This window comes from Pseudarthrobacter sp. NBSH8 (assembly GCF_014217545.1).
Classification (GTDB): Bacteria; Actinomycetota; Actinomycetes; order Actinomycetales; family Micrococcaceae; genus Arthrobacter.
Genome location: NZ_CP043178.1, coordinates 2,323,204 through 2,343,580 on the forward strand (window position 1 = coordinate 2,323,204; position 20,377 = coordinate 2,343,580).

Below are 20,377 nucleotides of genomic sequence, written 5' to 3' on the forward strand. Positions count from 1 at the left end.
GCAAGCCTCATGGGGGAACTGGTGTGGAGCAAGACCGCTGGATCGAAGTAAGCGATTCACAGTTCCCGCATGAGATCGAGGGACTCGCCTACCTAAAGAGCAAGATCCCGGCTCAGAGCCCCTACCGGGTATGGAGCAACTTCGAGTTCCGGGACGGCCGCGGTGGCTGGCACGAAGTCGACGCCCTGTTACTCGGCCGTGGCGGCCTGCACCTGTTGGAGCTCAAGTACTATTCCGGCCGGCTGACCGGCAATGACACGCAGTGGCTCCGTGACGGAAGACGCGCGGAACCGTCACCGCTGCTGCTGGCGCGACGAAAGGCCCAGTACCTGGCCTCGAAGCTCAAGGAAGCACTCCGTGAGTGGGCGCGCGAAAAGGGCATCCAAATTGAGGACGAGCGAAGCGTCATTCCCTTCGTAAGCCAGGCTGTCTTCCTCCACCACCCAACGTTTGTCAGCGAACTCCCGGCTTCGTCAGCGCTCGGTCTCTATGGACTCGATGAAGCGGAAGCTGTCAGTCATCTTCCCGGCATCAGCGACCTCATCGGCCAGGAACCACGTGCCAATTCCGCCATCGGCCAGAACCAGGAAGCCATCCTCGTAGACCTCATGGCCCGCATCGGCCTAGTCCAGCGCCGCGAACGGGAGGCCGGGTCGTGGATCATCGAAGATGGGGCCCTCGACGAGGGCCCGGGCTGGCAGGACTGGAGCGGGTACCACAAGGTCTCCAAGCAGGAAACGGTCCGGATCCGTTTCCAGATCACGCCCCCAGGAACATCGCAGTCCGTAGCCGGCCGCAACTACAAGATCGCCGAACACGAGTTTCGGCTCATGAGCCGACTCTCACACGATGGACTGTTGAGACCCCGCGATCTGGTCGATTCCGAACTCGGCGTCGGACTGGTTTACGACTATTCCGATGGCATGCAACGGCTGGACCTCTGGCTCGCCGGGCAGCCAAACGGGCTGCCCCTTGATCAGCGCTTGTCCATCATCCGTCAGCTGGCCGAAGCCCTCGACTACGCGCACCGCAACCAGGTGGTCCACCGCGGCCTGAATCCGAAGGCCGTCTGGATTACGACAATTCACGGCCAGCCCAAGGTCCTTATCGGCGACTGGCAAAGCGCCGGCCTGGCCTCCGGACAGGTACTGACCGGGTTCGCCGGTGAAGGTGTCACCGCGTTGCTGGACAGCAGGCCGGACCCAAACCAGGCAGACGCGTGGCTTACCGAAGCCTTCGAAGCCCCTGAGGGACGCTGGCAACCGGAATCAGCAGACCGTATCCGGGTGGACGTCTTTTCCCTTGGCGCCCTGGCGTACTTCATCCTCGCGGCGCAACGTCCCGCTGATTCTTCCCTGGCCCTCGCGGAGCGGCTGCGGAACCAGCGGGGCCTGGACCTGTCCCTCGAGCTGCCCTCGATCTCCCCAAGCATCCGCGAAGCCGTGCTGGGTGCCACAAGGCCCGCCCCCGGTGCACGGTTCGACGGCGTCGGTAGGTTCCTGGATGCCTTGTTCGATTCCCCCGTTCCTGTCTCCGTGGCGAGCGAGGACATCGACGCAGTCGACGCTGCTCCCGGCGCCGTCTTGGCTGACGGGCGCTTTACTGTCCTTCGTCGGCTCGGACGCGGCTCGACTGCCGTCGGGCTGCTGGTTACAGACGCTGACGACGCCGGGGCCCAGCGGGTACTGAAAGTGGCGGTGGACTCCAAGGCGGCCCAGCGGTTGCACGAAGAAGCCGCGGTGTTGCGCGCGCTCTCGGGCCCACGCCTGGTCAAGATCCTCGACGGGCCACTTACCCTGGGTGACCGCTCCGCGCTGTTGTTGGAGAGCGCCGGTGATCAAACGCTCAGCGAGCTGTTGCGCGAACGTAAACGCCTTTCCCTGGACCTGCTGGAAAGACTCGGCCGGGACCTCCTGGAAGCACTGGTCCAGCTGGACAAGGACGGTGTTGACCACAGGGACATCAAGCCGGGTAATTTGGGCGTTCGTGCGGAGCGCAGTAAAAAACACCTGGTGCTCTTCGACTTCTCCCTGTCCCGGGCCGCAGCATCGGACATCGCCGCCGGGACCCCTCCCTACCTGGATCCGTTCCTCGGCGGCCTCCGGAGCCGTTTTGATTCCGCCGCGGAACGGTACTCGGCCGCCGTCGTGCTGTTCGAAATGGCGACCGGCCACACCCCGTTCTACGGGGACCCCCTGGCTAACCCCGCATCCGTTCCGGACGAAGCCAGCATCGAACCCCACGACTTCGATCGGGCAGTTGCCCCACGCCTGGCCTCGTTCTTCCGGACCGCGCTGGCCCGCGATGCCAAGCAACGCTATGACACTGCCGCGGAGATGTTGGAAAATTGGCGCGCGGCGTTCCCTGCGGATGCCACCACGGCCCCGGAGAATTCGGACGAGCTCGCGGCCGAGGCAACACCGGCCACCCCACTGGAGCAATCCGGGCTTTCGGCGCGCGCCCTCTCCGCTCTGGAACCGCTGGGCGTCAGCACCGTCGGGGAACTCACGGCCGTTGACCCGGTCCGGCTGAACGCCTTGCGTGGGGTAGCGCATGCCACCAAACGCGAGGTGTCCACCCGGGCGGTCGCCTGGCGGGAAAAGTTCGCCGACAAGGCCAAGCAAGGAACGGCCGGCGCTGCACCGCTCCCCTCGGTGCTGGCCCTTGCCGAACGTCTCGTTGAGGCCGCCGGGACACGGAAGGCCGTGCAGTCCCGCGCTGCCGCCGGCCTGATCCTCGGCACGTACGGCGGCCTGGACGCCTTTGCCACCCAGGCACAACTGGGGGCGAATCTGCCGAACCCGGTCACGGCCGCCGGCGCCAACCAGCTCGTCGGGAAGCTCCAGACTGCCTGGGCCGAGGACAAGCCGGTGCTGGGCTTCCTGCGCCACCTTGCAGCCGTGGTGCACCAGCGACTGAATGCGCTCGGTGGGGCCGCCACCATTGACGAACTCGCCGCGGAAGTGCTGGCCCAGACCACGGTCGAGTCCGAGCGCACCGGCGAAAACGAACGCATCGCCCGCGGCCTGCTGCGGATTGTCGTGGACCGCCAGCGCGCCCTCAAGCGCGCGGACTCTAACGACGACCCTCTCGAGCTGCGCCGCAGGGACGGCAACGCACTCCTGATCGCCCGGAAAACACCGCTACTGGACGCGGCGGAACGCTTGGGCCGTGAAGCCGATTCACTGCTTGCCGAATCGACGGCGCAGCCCGCTGTGGTTCCTGCCGAACGCGTCCACCAGCGGCTGTCCGCGGTCCTCGACGTCGTAGCCATCGAGGACCCGTTGTTGCGCGACCGGGCCCGGCTGGCGCGGCTGGCCGCCGGGTTATCCCACCATGCCGCGGCTTCCGGCAGCGGCGAACTCCACGACCGGGACCTCACCCAGGTCGAGGCACTGCAGCTGGCACTCCAAGGCGTAACGGGCCCACAGCGCCTCTCGCCGCGGGAAATCGTTGACCGCGTCCGCGTCCGATTCCCCGCTGTGCCGGCTCTTCCGACGTCGGGTCGCCTGGCCGAGCTGCTCCGTGAGGCCGGTCTGGACCTCGTCCACGACCCCGCATCCGGGACCTACGGCGCCCCCACCATCATGGAGCCCTCCCAAGGCGGCACTTCTCGCCTCGCCACCGGAACGCACGTCGGTGGGCTATTCACCAGCGAATCGACGCCGGAGTTGAGGCTGCGCGAAAGCCTTACCCAGCGGTCCTTCCTGGCCCTAGGCGCCCGCGCGGACCGATGCGATGCGCTGGCCGCCCGGCTGGAAGCGGCATTCAACGCACAGCGGATCAATGTTACTGCCCTGCTGCTCGACGAGCTGAAGTCCCTAAGCCTCCGGGAAGGCTTCCCCTCCTGGGAGGCGTTGGTGCGCGCCGATGCACAGCCCGAGAACGACCGAGCCACGCGTGGTGTAGCCGCCGCAGTGAAGCTAGCTGTGCCCGTTATTGAGGCAGCCATCGCGCAGGCCACTGCTGACACCCCCGGACAGAGTGCGCGGCCCGTTGTCATCGTCGAGGCCTCCCCACTCGCACGTTATGGACATGCAGACCTCATCCGGCGTTGGAGCGACCTGGCCACGCCACGCGGGCAGGCGGTGTGGGTAATCCTGCCGCAGGTCGGCGCGAACCAGGGCCCACTTCTCGATGGCGTCTCGGTCCAGACCTCCCCCAACCAGTACCTCCGCGTCGACACCGCCTGGATCGACGCCCAGACCAACCTCATCCCGGCAGCCGTCGAAGGAGCCACCGTATGACCATTGGCAAGGACCTCACCCCCAAGCTGCAAAAGCTGGTGCTCCGGGTCGAGGATGACCTGCGCATCCGGCTGGACGAAGATCCGGAGCTCAAGGTCCGCTGGCAGTCCGAGCACGCGGCCGCGCTGCGCGCGGAACGCACCTCCTCTGCATGGGTCAGCTGGCGCGACGACCGCATCACACAGGCCGCCGTTGGGTGGGTCCTGACCACGGTGTTCCTGCGCTTCTGCGAGGACAACGCACTGCTCTCCAAGGTCTGGATCGCCGGTCCCGGCGCCCGGCGGCAGGAAGCGTTTGACGCCGAAAACGCCTACTTCCGCGCCCACCCGGAAAACACCTGGCGCGAATGGATCCTGGAAGGCATCACCCACCTGCAGTCCTTCCCCGCCACCACCGGCTTGGTCGACGACCACGCGGCCCTCTGGCAAGTGTCCCCCTCCGGTGCCATGGCCAAGGAAATCCTGGACTTCTGGCGTGCCACCGACGAAGCCGGCGTCCCCCTCTACGACTTCCAGGACAGCGAACTCTCCACCCGCTTCCTCGGAGACCTCTACCAGGACCTCTCCGAATACGCGAAGAAAACCTTCGCCCTGCTTCAGACCCCCGACTTTGTCGAAGAATTCATCCTCGACCAGACCCTCACCCCGGCACTGGCAGAGCGCCCCTTGGAAGGGTTCAAGCTCATCGACCCCACCTGCGGGTCCGGGCACTTCCTGCTGGGCGGATTCCAGCGGTTGCTGGATGCGTGGAGCACCAAGGCCCCCAACATGGAAACCCGCGAACGCGTGCAAAAGGCCCTCAACGCGATCCACGGCGTGGACCTCAACCCCTTCGCCGTCGCTATCGCCCGCTTCCGGCTCACCATCGCCGCCCTGCGGGCCACGGGTGAGCTCAACCTGGAACGCGCCCCCGACTTCAGCTTCCACCTGGTCGCTGGCGACTCGTTGCTCTACGGACGGGCGGACCGGCCGTTCGAGCAGGAAGGCTTTGACCTCGACGCGCAGATGAGCGGCTTTGCCTATTCCGTCGAGGACCGCGAACTTCTCGAGACGATCCTCGCCGAAAATCAGTACGACGTCGTCGTCGGTAACCCGCCCTACATCACCGTCAAGGACAAAACCCTCAACGAGCGCTACCGGAAGCTCTATAAGACCTGCAAGGGACAGTATGCACTCTCTATCCCGTTCATGGAACGTTTCTTCCGGCTTGCCAAGTTCGGTTCCGAGAAACAGATAGCAGGCTGGACGGGGCAAATCACTTCTAACTCGTTCATGAAGCGCGAGTTCGGTTCGAAGATCATCGAGGACTACCTCACGCGGCAAGACCTGCGCCTCGTCGCAGACACGTCCGGAGCCTACATTCCCGGCCACGGAACCCCCACGGTCATCCTCGTCGGCAAACACCAGCACCCCGTCAGCCAGACACTTCGGGCAGTACTTGGCGTTCAGGGCGAGCCTGGCCGGCCGGAAGACCCCACCGCTGGACTCGTTTGGCGGGCCATCACTGAACACATCGACATGCCCGGTCACGATGACCAGTGGGTTTCAGTCGCCGATCTCCCCCGCCGACGATTGGCGACTCATCCCTGGAGCTTGACCGGTGGCGGAGCCGTTACGCTTCTTCAAGAAATCGAAGTCGGTTCGGTTGAGCCATTGTCGTCAGTAGTCGCTGATATTGGTTTCATGACGGTCACCCGAGAGGACGAAGCGTATCTTCTTGGCGCACCGAAGTTGGCGCGTCGCGGTGTCTCCCCGCGGCTCAGGAAACGCATCGCTGCAGGCAGCGATATTCGTGACTGGGCTAACCGGTCCGAACAAACTGCGCTATGTACCTATGATGAAGAGGGACACCCAGTCATTGATTCTGCGAGCTCCCGCATCCTCTGGCCAATGAAACAACACTTGATGAACCGACGGGCCCTAAGTGGCACTCAGGCCGAGCAAGGGCTCGAATGGTGGGAATACTCGCAACTAAGCAAGAAGCGTTACACTGCCGATCAACTCCTCGTATTCGCTTTCGTAGCCACGCATAACCATTTCACGCTGACAGATCGTGGAACTCTTTTCATCAGGTCCGCCCCTGTTATCAGGCTGCCGGAGGGAGCATCCGAGGACGAGCACCTCGCGCTGCTCGGCGTGCTCAATTCCTCAACGGCCTGCTTCTGGCTTAAACAGAACAGCTATCCAAAGGGCGGGGATCCTATTGGAAATGATGGTGCCCGCGTCTCACAGCAACCTTGGTCGGACCGTTACGAGTTCACAGGCACAACGTTGCAAGACTTCCCGCTGCCTTCAGTGCTGCCGCTGGGCCGGGGCAGGTACCTCGATGCGCTCGCACAATCTGTAGCAGCGGCGTCTCCCTCCTTAGTGGTGGAGAGCGCGCCACCGACAGTTGCTGTGCTGTCGGATGCGCAAAAGCTGACCCAGAGCCTGCTTGGCCAGATGGTGGCGGCCCAGGAGGAACTCGATTGGGAGACGTACCGCCTCTACGGTCTGGTTGATGAGGATCTCACCTACACGGGCACATCACTACCGGAAATCACCCCTGGACAGCGCGCCTTCGAAATAATGCTTGCCCGGAGAATCGCCAATGGCACTTCAGACTCCACTTGGTTCACCCGTCATAGCTCTACGCCCCTCGTCGAGATCCCGGTTGAATGGCCAGCGGAGTACCGGGCGCTTGTCCAGCGTCGGATCGATGCCATCGAGTCTAATCCGAGCATCCGTCTGCTGGAGAAGCCTGAATTCAAGCGGCGCTGGGCCACCGAGCCGTGGAAAACCCAGCAGGAAAAGGCGCTGCGCGGCTGGCTGCTGGACCGGCTGGAGGACCGCTCGCTCTGGTTCGACGCTCAGGACCGTCCAGTTGCGCGGAGCATCTCGCAGCTGGCCGATATGGTTTCCCGCGATGCCGATTTGGTGAGCGTCCTTGCCCTCTGGGAAAGCACCGTCGACGTCGACGTTACTAAGGCACTCACCAAACTGCTGACCGACGAGGCTGTCCCCTATCTAGCCGCCCAGCGGCTCAAGGACTCTGGCCTCCGCAAGCGCGAAGCGTGGGAGGAAACGTGGGAGCTGCAACGCCGTGAAGACGCGGGCGAGGACGTGGGTAAGATCCCAGTGCCCCCCAAGTACGCCACCGCCGATTTCCGCAAGGCCTCCTGGTGGCAGGCCCGCGGCAAACTGGACGTGCCCAAGGAACGCTTCATCCTGTACCCGGACGCCGGGCGTTCCACCGACCCGACGCTGCTCTTGGGTTGGGCAGGCTGGGACCACGTCCAGCAGTTCCTCGTGCTCGCGACCGTCATGGACGAGCGTATCGCCGAAGGCGCCGATGACAGCCAGCTGGTTCCACTTGTTGCCGGCATGGCAGAAGTGCTGCCCTGGGTCAAACAATGGCATGCCGATCTGGATCCGACCTTTGGCATGAGCATGGCTGATTTCTGTTCCGCCCAGTCGGAGGAACGGATGATCCAACTCAACGTTTCAACCACCGATCTGAAGGCCTGGCGTCCCGCCACGATCACCCGCGGCCGCCGTGCCGTCAAGGAGAACGCATGACCATCCTGCTTCGCGACGTCTTCGACATCCCTGAACGCGCCGGAGTGGAAGACTATGTCCTCCGCCTCACCGACGCTGTCAGCGGCGACGGTGCCCGGCATGCCCTCGACGACTATGTGGTCACGCCGTCCTTGGTCGAGGCATTCGAGTCGGCGTTGGGGCTCGTTTCCAATGCGCTCACCACAGGCATCAACCGCGGGTCGTTCCTGACCGGGTCCTTCGGTTCCGGTAAGTCCCACTTCATGGCAGTCCTCCACGCCCTGCTGCGCCATGATCCAAAGGCGCGTTCGGTGGCGGAGCTGCAGGAAACCGTGGCCCGGCACGACGCTGTCCTCTCCGGCAGGAACATCCTGCCGCTGGCCTTCCATTTCCTGGACGGCAAGTCGATGGAACAGGTGATCTTCGACTCCTATGTCCGCCATATTCAGGCTGCGCACCCGGGGGCATCCTTGCCTGCGCTCTTCGCCTCCGATGCGCTCCTTGAGGATGCGGAGCACTTGCGCGAGAAGATTGGCGATAGCTCCTTCCTCCAGGGTCTCGGCGGCGGAACCACCGACGATGAATTCGACGAGTTCTCCGGATTGTTGGGGTCAAGCGGCTGGGGCCTCGACCGCTACAAGGCCGCCCTTACCGCGCCGGCCCAGAGTGTAGAGCGTCAGTCGCTGGTCAGCGCCCTGGTGGGGACATATTTTACGGCCGTAGTACGCTCCGGCCAGTACGTGGACCTGGACACCGGTCTGGCAGCAATGTCGTCGCATGCCAAGTCACTGGGGTACGACGCCGTCGTCCTGTTCCTCGACGAACTGGTCCTTTGGCTCGCCTTCGGCATGCACGAACCGGAGTTTTTCCGCCGCGAATCCCAAAAACTGACCAAACTGGTAGAGGGTTCCTACGGCAGCCTCGAGGCCCCGCTGGTCTCCTTCGTAGCCCGGCAGATGGACCTGCGGAAGTGGTTTGCCGACGCCGGCGCCAATGGCGCCCAGCAGGAGGCCCTCGAGTCCGCGTTCCGGCACCAGGAGGGACGCTTCATGAAAATCGAACTGGGGGATGACAATCTCCCGTTCGTTGCCAGTAAACGCCTCCTAAAGCCGAAGGATGACGCCGCCAGGCAGTCCGTTGACGATGCCTTCACCCGGCTGGACCGCAACCCCAAGGTCTGGGACGTGCTGCTGGACGGGGCCAATTCCGATGACCAGCACCGGGGCTCGGATGAGAAGGCCTTCCGGCTCACCTACCCCTTCGCCCCTGCGCTGGTCTCCACCCTGAGATCGTTGGCAAGCGTCATGCAGCGCGACCGGACCGCGCTGAAGGTCATGCAACAGATGATGGTTGACCGCCGGAGCGCCATGAGCATAGACGAGGTTATCCCGGTCGGGGACAGCTTTGATTACATCGTCAAAGGCCAGGCCGGGGCTGCCCTTGACGCGCAGGCTGCAGCGCTTTTCCGCTCTGCCACCCAGCTGTACCAGGACAAGCTGCTGCCCAAAATTCTCTCCACCCATCATCTGGCCGCATCCGATCTACAGGATCCGTCCCGGCTGACCACTGCTTTCCGTGCGGATGACCGGCTCGCCAAGACGCTGTTGCTCTCCGCTGTCGCCCCCAATGTCCCCGCCCTGAAGGCACTCACCGCGGCCCGGCTCGCCTCCCTGAACCATGGATCGATCGCGTCCCCGCTGCCCGGCGGCGAGGCCAACATCGTGCTGGCCAAGGTAAAGAGCTGGGCCCGTGAGGTGCCGGAAATCCATGTGGGGTCGGAACCGCTGAATCCCATCATCCGGGTCCAGCTGTCCAACGTGGACTACGAGTCCATCGTGGAGAAAGCCAAGGGCGAGGACAACCCCGGGCGCCAGCGCGAACTGATCCGCAAGCTGGTCGCCGAAGGGCTCGGCCTGGAACTGGGCGACCCCGATGCCTGGAACGTCTACCGGCACCCCGTCGTGTGGCGTGGCTCCAAGCGCGAGGTCGAACTGGTCTTCGGCAACGTGCGCGATGCAGGCTGGTTAACGGATGAGCATTTCCGCGCCGGGGCCGGGGCATGGCGCTTCGTCATCGACCACCCCTTCGATGACCAACAGCACACCGCCACCGAAGACATCGAGCGGATTGAAAATCTGCGCGCCCGCAATTTCACCTCACGTACCGTCGTCTGGCTACCACGCTTCCTCTCGGCAGAGTCCATGCGGGACCTGCGCCGGCTCGTGGTGCTCGACTGGTTACTGGAAGGCACCGGGGACCGGTGGAACAGCCATGCCAACCACCTCAGTGAAGTGGACCGCCAACAGGCCCGCGGCATCTTGGAGTCCCAGCAGGCGGCACTGCGTGAGGGATTGTTGCGTGTCACCCAGCAGGCCTACGGAGCAGCGACTCCCGCGCCTGGAGCCCTGCTGGAGGATCCCGCGCATGTGGAGGTCCTGTATTCGCTGGATCCGGAATATGTGCCTCAGCCTCCCGTCGGGGCCACCCTGGGGGCCGGCTTCAGGCAGCTGGTGAACCGTGCGTTTGAATCTTCCTATCCCGGCCATCCGCGCTTCGAACCGGAGGACACCGAGGTCAGGATCGCCGACCTCAAAGCCGTCGCCTCCGCGATTGAGGCCGCAGCCGCAGACCCTGAGGGCCGCGCCCCCTACTCCGGCGATGCCCGGACCGTCCGCCGGATCGCCAACCCCCTTGAAGTGGGACTCGCAGGGGAAACTCATTTCCTCCTCGGCGACGGACGTTTCGGTCCATGGGGTGCCGCGATTGAGCGAGGGCTCTCGCGGGCCGGTATCGGCAACGACGATACCGTCACGGTTTCAAAGTTGCGCGAGATCATCGACGGCGTCGAACCGGCCCACGGGCTGCGCAGCGAGGTCTCCGACCTGATCGTGATTGCGTGGGGCCTGCTGCGCCAGCGTGCCTGGTTCAACCATGGCGGTGCCTTGCCCGCCGCTCCTTCGCCCGGCTCGCTCCAGCCCAGCATGGAACTGCGGCCGCAGCCCATGCCAACGGAACAGGAGTGGGCGGCCGCACGTGCCACCGCTGGCCGCGTGTTCGCAATCGAGGCCACCAAGTACCGCACCCCTGCCACGGTGGCCACCCTGGCCGACGCAACCCGAACGTTTGCACGCACGCGCGTTGTCGACGCGGACGCGCTAGTCAATGCGCTGGAGTCTGCCGCCACGCGGCTCAAAACAGATGGGGGTGCCCGTCTGGTGCTCGCCGGCGGGATGGCGAAGGCCCTTGGCGCCTTGCAGCACCAAAATGGGGTGACACTGATCCAAACCTTGGCCGGACTCGACCTCCCGGCCACGCCGGAGGAAGCCTCGGCCTCCCTGACCCGCGCCAAGATCGTTGCCGCGGCCCTGTCGGACTTCGCATGGAACCGGTTGATGCCCGTCCGCGAAGCCGCCGCCGGCGACGGCGAACGCGCGGATGCGGCGCAAGCCATCCTCGACCGTCTCATCACCGCCCTGAACAGCCATGAGCACGCTTACCCCTGCGCGGCGGCACTGAAGACCGCCGAAGATGGGATATTCGACTGGTTCGCCAGCGCTCCTGTGCCGCCAACGCGCCCGGTGATTGATCCCGATCCCGGATTGACGCCTCCGGCAGTCGTTCCAGATCCGATGAAACCTGATGATGTCCCGCTGCCGAAGGCAGACCCGCCCGTAGATAGCCAGCCGGGCGGAGCTTGGCGCACCGCCGATGCCGGTACCGTGGGTGAGCTCCAAAAGTTCCTGCGGGAAAACCCTGGAAAACGCGTCGAAGTGCAGTGGAGGATCGTCGAGTGAGCGCACAGGCGACTGTTGCCGGAACGGTGAGCACCGCCGTCGTCCGTTCCCTGATTTCCGCCGCCCGCAAGCATGGCAGCCAGCGGGTCATCGGCCTCCGTGCGGTCCCGGATCCCGGCGCCGAACGACGCTTCGCGGATTCCGGGGAACCCGTACACATCCTGCCCTGCGTCTCTTCGCTCGCCATCCGGGATGCCTTGCGCAACCGGGCCAGTGAGGAATGGCTCGTAATCCTGACCGATCGGCCGGAGGAAGACCTGGGTGCCGGTATCCTGGGGCATTTCGCGAACCAGCGACTCCAGACGCCGGGGGCATGGGAGGCACTCAAGGAGCGTTTTGGTGCCGATCGGCTCGACCGTACGTTATCCACGCTGAAGCGGGGGTTGCCGGTGGCGCAGGGCCTGCTGCGCATCACTCCCGACGAAGGGTGGCCCGTCGCCCCGGGCGCCGTGTTGAGCATCGATCATGCCTTCGGTTCCGTTGCGGAGCGGCAGTTGGCACTGCAGCGCGGTCCGGTGGACGCCCTCAGCGTCCTGGACTGGACCACGAGATCCGATGCCGCGGACCGCATGGCGGACCTGCGGGAATTCGGCGGAAATGAACTCGCCGACGCCGTCCTCCAGTGGCTGGCCGACTGTGCCGGGCGTGCAAGCAAACCACTGCTGCGGTTGCTCCTCTCCGGCCGGACCGCCGATGCCATCCCGATCGGGATTGCGCTCCATGTACTGACTGGCACGGCCGGCCGGACTCCCCAGGACCAGCAGCTCACCCAGCTGGCACTGGCCAGGCTCGAACACCTGTGGGCCGGTTCCGGCGAAGCAGTTACCCCGGCCATGGTGGCGACGTTGGGCACGGTCTCGCGCAGCGTCGTCGAAGCCCTGCTGGATGATTCGGCGCGCTGGCAAGAAGGCCATGGCGCGTTGCAGGCCGCCGACAGGTTGCTGGGCAAGATCCAGGCTTCCAGCCTGGGCCGCGACTCGCCGCTGCTGCCCACCGGCCTCACTGCGTTGCTGCACCGGCTCAGTGACACGCTTCGTTCCTTCCCTTCGTCGGGGATCGCCGCTGTGGAGGAGGCCTGGGCGCGGGTCGAAGCCCATCGCTTGGCCTATCCGCCAGGAGGAAACCCCCAGGATCCGCGGGTGGGCCCGTTCCGTGCCGCTGTCCGCTTGGCCCGCTGGCTCAACGGCGACGACCGGCTTCCTGAGAGTTTCGCCGCTGCAGTGAAACTCCACGCCCACGAACATGCCTGGGTTGATGCCGCTTATAACGACGCGGCGGGCGGCGTCAGCGACCAGCTTCTGGGTGAAGGTCTCGGTGCCATCCTGCGGCTCACGCAGCAACGGCGCCATGGCCACGACCGTGCGTTCGCGCGGCTGCTGGCCGCTTCAACCGCTTCGGATGAGGGCCGGACGACAGGCCGTTTGGACGGTGCCGGAGACCGGGTCTGGCACTTGGAGCGCTTGCTGCCCTCGGTGGTGTTGCCGTTGGCCCGGGCGAAGAACACGCTACTCCTTGTCCTCGACGGCATGAGCGCCGCCAGCGCCGCGGAACTCGCCTCCACCGTGCTGCACGGGAACGAAGGCTGGGCAGAGGTCATCCCCGCTGCCGCCGAACGTCGCGGTTCCGCCGTGGCCGTGCTGCCGACACTCACGAACCTCAGCCGCACGTCCCTGTTTAGCGGCGAGTTGACCTCGGGAGGGCAGTCCCGCGAATTGTCAGGCTTCGCCGCGGTGGCGAAGGCCGGCGGGATCGCCCACTCGGTGCTCTTCCACAAGGCTCCCCTGGACTCCTCGCGCCCAGGCTTGGCCTTGCAGGACGACATTGCCGTTGCCATCGCTGACCAGCAAACGCAACTGGTGGCCTGTGTTTTGAACACCATCGACGATGCGCTCGATAAGAGCGACCCGGCCGGCACCACGTGGACGCCTGAAACCATCAGGCACCTGCGGCCATTGCTGTCCGCCGCGATGGCCGCCGGACGCACGGTGGTTATGACGTCCGACCACGGGCACATCGTGGAGCGTCGCAGAGGGGAACTACGCGCGTTCGGTGAAACGAGCAGCGCACGGTCCCGGACGCCGGAACCTGCCGCCGGTGACGACGAGGTGCTTGTCCAGGGCCGCCGCGTCCTGGCCGAAGGCGGCCGTGCGGTACTTGCCGTTGATGAAACCCTGCGCTACGGGCCGGTCAAGGCTGGCTACCACGGAGGCGCTTCCCCTGCTGAGGTGGTGGTTCCCGTCGTTACCTTGGTTCCCGGCGACAACGTCCCCGACGGGTGGAAGCTGGCGCCCTCGCAGGAACCGCTCTGGTGGTCGGTCGCTGCCAGCGGCGCCGCCGTGCGCCCGGCAAGCCCGGCTGCCGGGCTGACGAAGGCAGCCAAGGACAACACCCCATCGATGCTCGACAACTTCGACTCCCCCGATCCGGTCCCGGCCGCGCCAGGGATCGGCGCCGCTGTCGTATCTTCTGGCACGTTCAAGGCGCAGAAGGCCATTGCCGGCCGGCTTGCGGTCGCCGATAACCACGTGGTTGCCCTGCTGGATGCCTTGGCTGCTGTGCCGGGGACCCGGCTGGTCAAGGAGACGGCCGCCGTCGTCCTCCAGGTCGCGCCCGCGCGCATGGACGGGGCGGTGGCCCAGCTGCAGAAACTGCTCAACGTCGAAGGCTACGGGGTGTTGCGCGTCGATGGTTCCATGCTGGTCCTGGACGCGCGGCTGCTCCGGGAACAGTTCGGGGTGACGGACCGTGGCTGACGTCTCGCCGCGCAGGCGCCGCGAGGTAGTCGACGCCCTGCGGCGCGGCACGGTGCCCTGCAACGGGCTCGACCTGCTGGCTGTCGGTCTGGACCGGTTCCAGCGTGCGGTCGATGAGGAACTCGAGACCGTCGCCGGCGGTGGCGCGGTGGTCAAGGCAGTCCGTGGTGAGTACGGCACGGGCAAGACGTTCTACACCCGCCACCTTGCGGAGAAGGCCCTCAGAAAAGGCTTTGCCGCCGCCGAAGTGCAGATTTCCGAAACCGAGACCCCGCTGCACAAGCTTGAAACCGTTTACCGGCGGATCACCGAGTCGCTGCGTACCGCCTCGGTGGCACCCAGTGCGTTCCGTTCCGTTCTGGATGCCTGGCTGTTCACCCTCGAGGATGACGCCATCGCCGCGGATCCTTCGCTGGCTACCGCTTCGGCGGGTGACTTGGCGGCTGCCGCGGACGAGCTTCTGGACCGTCGATTGGCCGAGGTGAGCGCTAAGACACCTGCCTTCGCCCAGGCTCTCCGCGGTTACCGGGCAGCCGTAGCTGCCGGTGATGCTGGCGTTGCGGACGGGCTCGCTGCATGGCTTGGGGGCCAGCCCCATGTGGGAGCTGCGGCCAAGCGCGGGGCCGGCATCCGTGGCGATCTGGACCACTTCGGTGCCTTGGGATTCTTGCAGGGTCTGCTGCTGATCCTGCGCGACGCCGGACATCCCGGCCTTTTGGTGGTGCTGGACGAGGTCGAAACCCTGCAACGGATGCGTTCGGATGTACGGGACAAGGCACTCAACGCGCTGCGCCAACTCATGGACGAAGTGGATTCCGGGCGCTTCCCCGGGCTGTACCTGGTCCTGACCGGAACACCGGCTTTCTTCACCGGCCCATCAGGGGTGCCACGGCTGGCGCCCCTGGCTCAGCGGCTGGCCACGGACTTCGGCACCGATGCCCGCTTCGATAACCCCCGGGCGGTGCAGATCCGTTTGGCCGGCTTCGACCGTGAAGCGCTCGAAGCGTTGGGCACCAAAGTACGGGACCTCTACCTTCTCGGTGCCGACGCTCCTGACCGCATCCGCCAACTCGTCGACGATCCCTATATCTCGGATCTGGCCGCCGCCGTGACCGGCGGTCTGGGCGGAAAGGTGGGCATCGCTCCAAGGATTTTCCTGAAGAAACTGATCGGTGACGTACTGGACCGGGTTGACCAGTTCGCTGACTTCGACCCACGCCAGCACTACGCCTTGACCTTGGCCCGCGAGGAACTAAGCCCCGAGGAACGCAGCGCCGTCGGCGGTACCGTCGGAATGGCCGGCGGCTATGCGGCGACCGCGGACGACGTCGAACTCAACCTGTGACCCAGCCTGTGGGGTTCGACGCGCTCAATACGGTGGTCCAGCACCACATCGCCAACACCTTGGGCTGGGGCGGCCTGCGGCCACTGCAATCCGAGTCCATCGGCCCCGTACTGGGCGGCAACGATTGCCTGCTCTTGGCTCCCACAGCCGGCGGTAAAACCGAGGCAGCACTGTTCCCGTTGCTGACGCGTATGGCCGAGGAGTCCTGGACGGGGACCTCCGTGCTCTACGTGTGTCCCCTGCGCGCGTTGCTGAACAACCTGGAACCGCGGGTTGCTTCCTACGCCGGCTGGCTTGGGCGCACCGCAGCGGTCCGGCACGGTGATACCACTGCGGGTGCCCGGAAGCGTCAGGTCTTTGAGCGTCCCGACATCCTGCTGACCACACCGGAATCGCTCGAATCCATGCTCGTGTCCACGCTGGCGGATCCCCGGGCATTGTTCGCGGATGTGCGCGCCATCGTCGTCGACGAGGTTCATGCCTTCGCCGGGGACGATCGGGGCTGGCACCTGCTGGGAGTCCTGGAACGCATCTCTAAGCTGGCTGGCCGTCCGCTGCAACGGATTGGCCTCTCCGCAACGGTAGGCAACGCCCCGGAGCTGTTGACGTGGCTGCAAGGCAGCAATCGGGTCTCGGAGATACCGGCCTCCGTTGTCGCTCCGGACGGCGGCTCTGCGTCCCTGCCGGAGATGCAGCTAGATTTCGTGGGGAGCGACTTGAATGCCGCCAAAGTGATCGCTGCCCTGCATCGCGGCGAAAAGCGGCTCGTCTTTGCCGATTCGCGACGGACGGTGGAAAAGGTGTCGCTGGGGCTGCGGGATCTTGAGGTGGAGACTTTCGTTTCGCATTCCTCCTTGTCCGTCGATGCCCGCAGGCAGGCCGAAACCGCGTTCTCCCAGGCCCGCAGCTGCGTCATCGTGTCCACCTCGACCCTGGAACTCGGCATCGACGTGGGTGACCTCGACAGGGTCGTCCAGATCGGCGCACCGCGCACCGTCGCCTCGGTACTGCAGCGGCTGGGCCGGACCGGCCGCAGGCCGGGAACCGAGCGGAACATGCTTTTTCTGTCCACGGACGACGCGCAGTTCCTCCGGGCCTGCGGCCTGCTGTTGCTCTGGTCTGAGGGCTACGTGGAGCCTGTCATTCCCCCGCCGACTCCGTTGCACGTGGCAGCACAACAGCTCCTAGGCGTGACGCTGCAGGAACGACGAATCGGGGCCAATACCTGGCACGAGTGGTTCTCTGGGCTCGGGCTCGCCGCGGCCGGTGATTGGCAAGAGATCGCCGACTGGCTCGCGGAAACGCGCCATCTGGATTCGGACCAGGGGATGCTTTTCATGGGGCCCGAAGCCGAACGAAAGTACGGTGGAATTCATTACCGCGACCTCATGGCCGTGTTTACCGCGGACCCGCAGGTGGTAATTCTGCACGGGCGCGAGGAAATCGGCTCCGTTGACCCAATGGTGCTGCAACGCAAGGTCGACGGTCCTCGACTCCTTACCCTCGGAGGCAAAGCATGGCAGGTGAACTACGTCGACTGGAAGCGTCACCGCGCCTACGTTGAACCGTCTGCAAACGCCGCAGACTCCAAATGGTCAAGCATGCCGCAGCCGGAGTCCTATGCCCTAAGCGATGCAACACGGCGGGTGCTTCTCGGGGCCACTCCCGCCGGCGTGCTGCTGTCCAAGCGTGCTCTGACCAAGCTGAACGAACTCCGGGAGGAGTATTCGCAGCGGGTACTGGATGGTTCCACAGTCCTGGTCCGTGAGCCGAACGGGAGACTTCGCTGGTGGACCTGGGCTGGTGCCCGCGCGAACGCCGTCCTGGTCGCGGGGCTGCTTGACTTGGCACCTGAGTTGCTGGACGAGTCCCGGGCCTACAACAACTGGCAAATCGGCTTGCGGGGCGACACCACGACTCCGGCTCTGGCTCAGGCCTTGCGCGAGATCCGGGGTGTGCTTCAGGACGAGCCGCAACGGCTCCTGCCGCAGGTTGATGAGCGGGCGCTCAGAACACTGAAGTTCGCAGAACTCTTACCGGCTTCGTTGGCCGTGAGCACCCTCGCCGAGCGAAACAGCGATCACGCAGGTGCGGCGGTGGTCGCCGTTAGACCCGTCGCGTCCATTTAGTTAGCGAGGCGGCGTGCTGGCCGCCAAGGCAAACCCCTGCGGCTCCCCATAGGGTCGTCGTATGCTGCGATCAATCTCCAACGACGACGCCGGCGTTTCCAAGCGACGAAAGCTACGGGCAGCGAGTATTTCGTCAATCTAGACGACCGAACCACCTCGTGAAAGATGGCGGCGACCGTAGCGTTGGTTGACCGACTGAAGCTTCTGCAGCCTAGCGCTCCTACTCCCGGGCTCTCCGCGCTTTCTCCCTTTCCTCCGCATAATACGCTTCTTGCGTCTCGATCTGACTCGCCCACATCTCTTCGGCGTCCGCATATGCGTTCCGGTAGTCCGCAAGGAAATCCGGTCGCTGCGGCATAGTTTGACTCATGATGTGAGCTTGGACCATTGGGCCCAGCCAACCCTCCAGGTCGTAAACGACTCCTGGCACGGACTTTCCCAATACTTCTTCGAAATAGGGTGGGGGCCGAAGAAAACTTACGGCCTCCACCACTGCATCCTGCAGTCCGTTATCGCTAATGTACCTGGCATGTTGTGCCATTGCGGAGCAACAGTCCCAGAGCTCAGCTTGGCCCTGCTCGGTCAGATCAAGAGAATTGTGATCGCGGTGCTTTCGGGCAACCCCGCTCAGCGTGGCCAGTTGAGCAGTAATCTCCCGAGCGGAGTCATGCGATAACTTCCGCCGTTCAGTTTCCCTGGTTGCTTTCTCCGTCCGCTTCCCCTGGATGAAACCACCAAGGAGTGCCAATCCACCACCAATGATGGGGCCAAGAAAGGGCTGTAGAGAAGTAAGAATGTCCACGAAGGGGGTCTCCTAAAAGGCACGGGGCAAGGCGCAACATGGTTTGTCCACGCCGGACGTTCTTCGCTTGGCCGATTGGGTACGGCATGGGCCGCACCCATCACTCGTTCACTACCTAAACGGAAGGCCAGTGAGCCGAATGACAACTGGTTCCAAAAGACAGCGCCAGCAATCTGCCAACTCAGTCCCTTGTGCAAAGCCACTTGGTACGTGCGATGCCACGCAACGTGTCACCTCTTACCTGGGTGTGACATTCGGAGCAAGTTCAATCAGGGTCAAGTTGCCCTGAATCAGCTCAACTTGCTCCGAAAGAGCTCAACTGGTTCAACATCTCACGTCCCCTCGTAGCGTCCCGAGGACAGCCCGGCGAGTTTTTGCCAGTCGTGTGCGGGCAGCGTCCCGCGAAGTACAAAAGGTATAAAGAAATACAAAAACAGCAGGCTCCCCAGTTCGGCGCGCGGAGGCGCCTGAAGGTCGGCAAAAACATCCGATTCGGTGGCAAGGGTGCGCGCCGATCGTCCGGGCGTTTTCAACAAGCTCGAGGAGGGCCTCGTGTGTTGGGTGCCTCGCGCGCCAAGATCGCCGATGGCAGCTGTCCGGCAAACTGTAGACGCCGCCGTCGTTACCGCGACTCCAGCGAGGCCCCACGCGTTTGCTTAGACGCGCGGGGCCAACCCCTCGTTGACAGCCGAAGGACCATAGGACCAATTACGTTGACCGTGGACCAACTAGGTTGTCAAAAGGACCAAGTTGGTTGGCAATGAGCACGTCGACTAGAAGTCCCAGTCATCATCCTCAGTATTGACGGCCTTGCCGATCACATATGACGAACCGGACCCGGAGAAGAAGTCGTGGTTTTCGTCCGCGTTCGGTGACAGCGCCGAGAGGATGGCCGGGTTCACGTCGGTGACGGAAGCCGGGAACATGGCCTCGTAGCCCAGGTTCATCAGCGCCTTGTTGGCGTTGTAGTGCAGGAACTTCTTGACGTCCTCGGCGAGGCCAACGGAGTCGTAAAGGTCGTGCGTGTACTGGACTTCGTTCTCGTACAGCTCGAAGAGCAGTTCGAACGTGTAGTCCTTGATCTCCTGCTTGCGCTCCTCGGAGAGACCTTCCAGGCCCTTCTGGAACTTGTAGCCGATGTAGTAGCCGTGCACGGCCTCGTCGCGGATGATCAGGCGGATCAGGTCGGCCGTGTTCGTCAGCTTGGCGCGTGAAGACCAGTACATCGGCAGGTAGAAGCCCGAGTAGAACAGGAAGGACTCCAGCAGCGTGGAGGCCACCTTGCGCTTCAGGGGGTCATCGCCCTGGTAGTAGTCCATAACGATCTGGGCCTTCTTCTGAAGGTTCACGTTCTCTGTGGACCAGCGGAAGGCCTCGTCGATCTCCTTGGTGGAGGCCAGCGTGGAGAAGATGGAGGAGTAGCTCTTGGCGTGTACGGACTCCATGAACGCGATGTTCGTGTAAACGGCTTCCTCGTGCGGGGTGATCGCGTCCGGAATCAGAGAGACGGCGCCGACGGTGCCCTGGATGGTGTCCAGCAGCGTCAGGCCCGTGAACACGCGCATGGTGAGCTGCTGCTCGTCCGGGGTCAGCGTGGCCCACGACTGCACGTCGTTGGAGAGCGGGATCTTTTCGGGCAGCCAGAAGTTGTTGACCAGACGGTTCCAGACGTCTACGTCCTTATCGTCCTGGATGCGGTTCCAGTTGATCGCTTCGACGTGGCTAAGCAGCTTGACCTTCTCGGTCATGTCATCCCCTAAAAGTTGGGTCG

General features: G+C 64.4%; 8 protein-coding genes. 6 read left to right on the forward strand and 2 right to left on the reverse strand.

From position 1 onward, the window contains the following. Nucleotides 1–23: 23 nt before the first annotated feature. Genes pglW through FYJ92_RS10720 form a run of 6 tightly spaced genes read left to right on the forward strand, consistent with a single transcriptional unit; the run spans nt 24 to nt 17,804 of the window. Nucleotides 24–4,247, forward strand: a complete 4,224-nt coding sequence (pglW, locus tag FYJ92_RS10695) for a BREX system serine/threonine kinase PglW (protein WP_185260726.1) — start codon at nt 24–26, stop codon at nt 4,245–4,247. Then, a complete protein-coding gene (gene pglX, locus FYJ92_RS10700; RefSeq protein WP_185260727.1) occupies nt 4,244–7,804 on the forward strand; it encodes a BREX-2 system adenine-specific DNA-methyltransferase PglX in 3,561 nt (1,186 codons plus the stop codon). Before pglW ends, pglX begins: the two co-directional genes overlap by 4 nt. Further along, a complete protein-coding gene (locus FYJ92_RS10705; protein ID WP_185260728.1) occupies nt 7,801–11,577 on the forward strand; it encodes a DUF6079 family protein in 3,777 nt (1,258 codons plus the stop codon). The genes pglX and FYJ92_RS10705 overlap by 4 nt, the downstream gene beginning before the upstream one ends. Then, nucleotides 11,574–14,330: a BREX-2 system phosphatase PglZ gene (gene pglZ / locus FYJ92_RS10710; RefSeq protein ID WP_185260729.1), complete on the forward strand. Its 2,757-nt coding sequence runs from the start codon at nt 11,574–11,576 to the stop codon at nt 14,328–14,330. Before FYJ92_RS10705 ends, pglZ begins: the two co-directional genes overlap by 4 nt. After that, a complete protein-coding gene (gene brxD, locus FYJ92_RS10715) occupies nt 14,323–15,675 on the forward strand; it encodes a BREX system ATP-binding protein BrxD (RefSeq protein ID WP_185260730.1) in 1,353 nt (450 codons plus the stop codon). The genes pglZ and brxD overlap by 8 nt, the downstream gene beginning before the upstream one ends. Further along, complete coding sequence (locus FYJ92_RS10720; RefSeq protein WP_219729657.1) at nt 15,672–17,804, forward strand: DEAD/DEAH box helicase; 2,133 nt, start codon at nt 15,672–15,674, stop codon at nt 17,802–17,804. The genes brxD and FYJ92_RS10720 overlap by 4 nt, the downstream gene beginning before the upstream one ends. A gap of 220 nt (nt 17,805–18,024) precedes the next feature. Here FYJ92_RS10720 and FYJ92_RS10725 read toward each other — a convergent pair whose 3' ends face one another. Both FYJ92_RS10725 and nrdF read right to left on the reverse strand, forming a co-directional pair. Next, a complete protein-coding gene (locus tag FYJ92_RS10725; RefSeq protein ID WP_185260731.1) occupies nt 18,025–18,606 on the reverse strand; it encodes a hypothetical protein in 582 nt (193 codons plus the stop codon). 773 nt (nt 18,607–19,379) lie between these two features. After that, nucleotides 19,380–20,354: a class 1b ribonucleoside-diphosphate reductase subunit beta gene (nrdF, locus tag FYJ92_RS10730; protein WP_024368367.1), complete on the reverse strand. Its 975-nt coding sequence runs from the start codon at nt 20,352–20,354 to the stop codon at nt 19,380–19,382. Between the last annotated feature and the right edge of the window lie 23 nt (nt 20,355–20,377).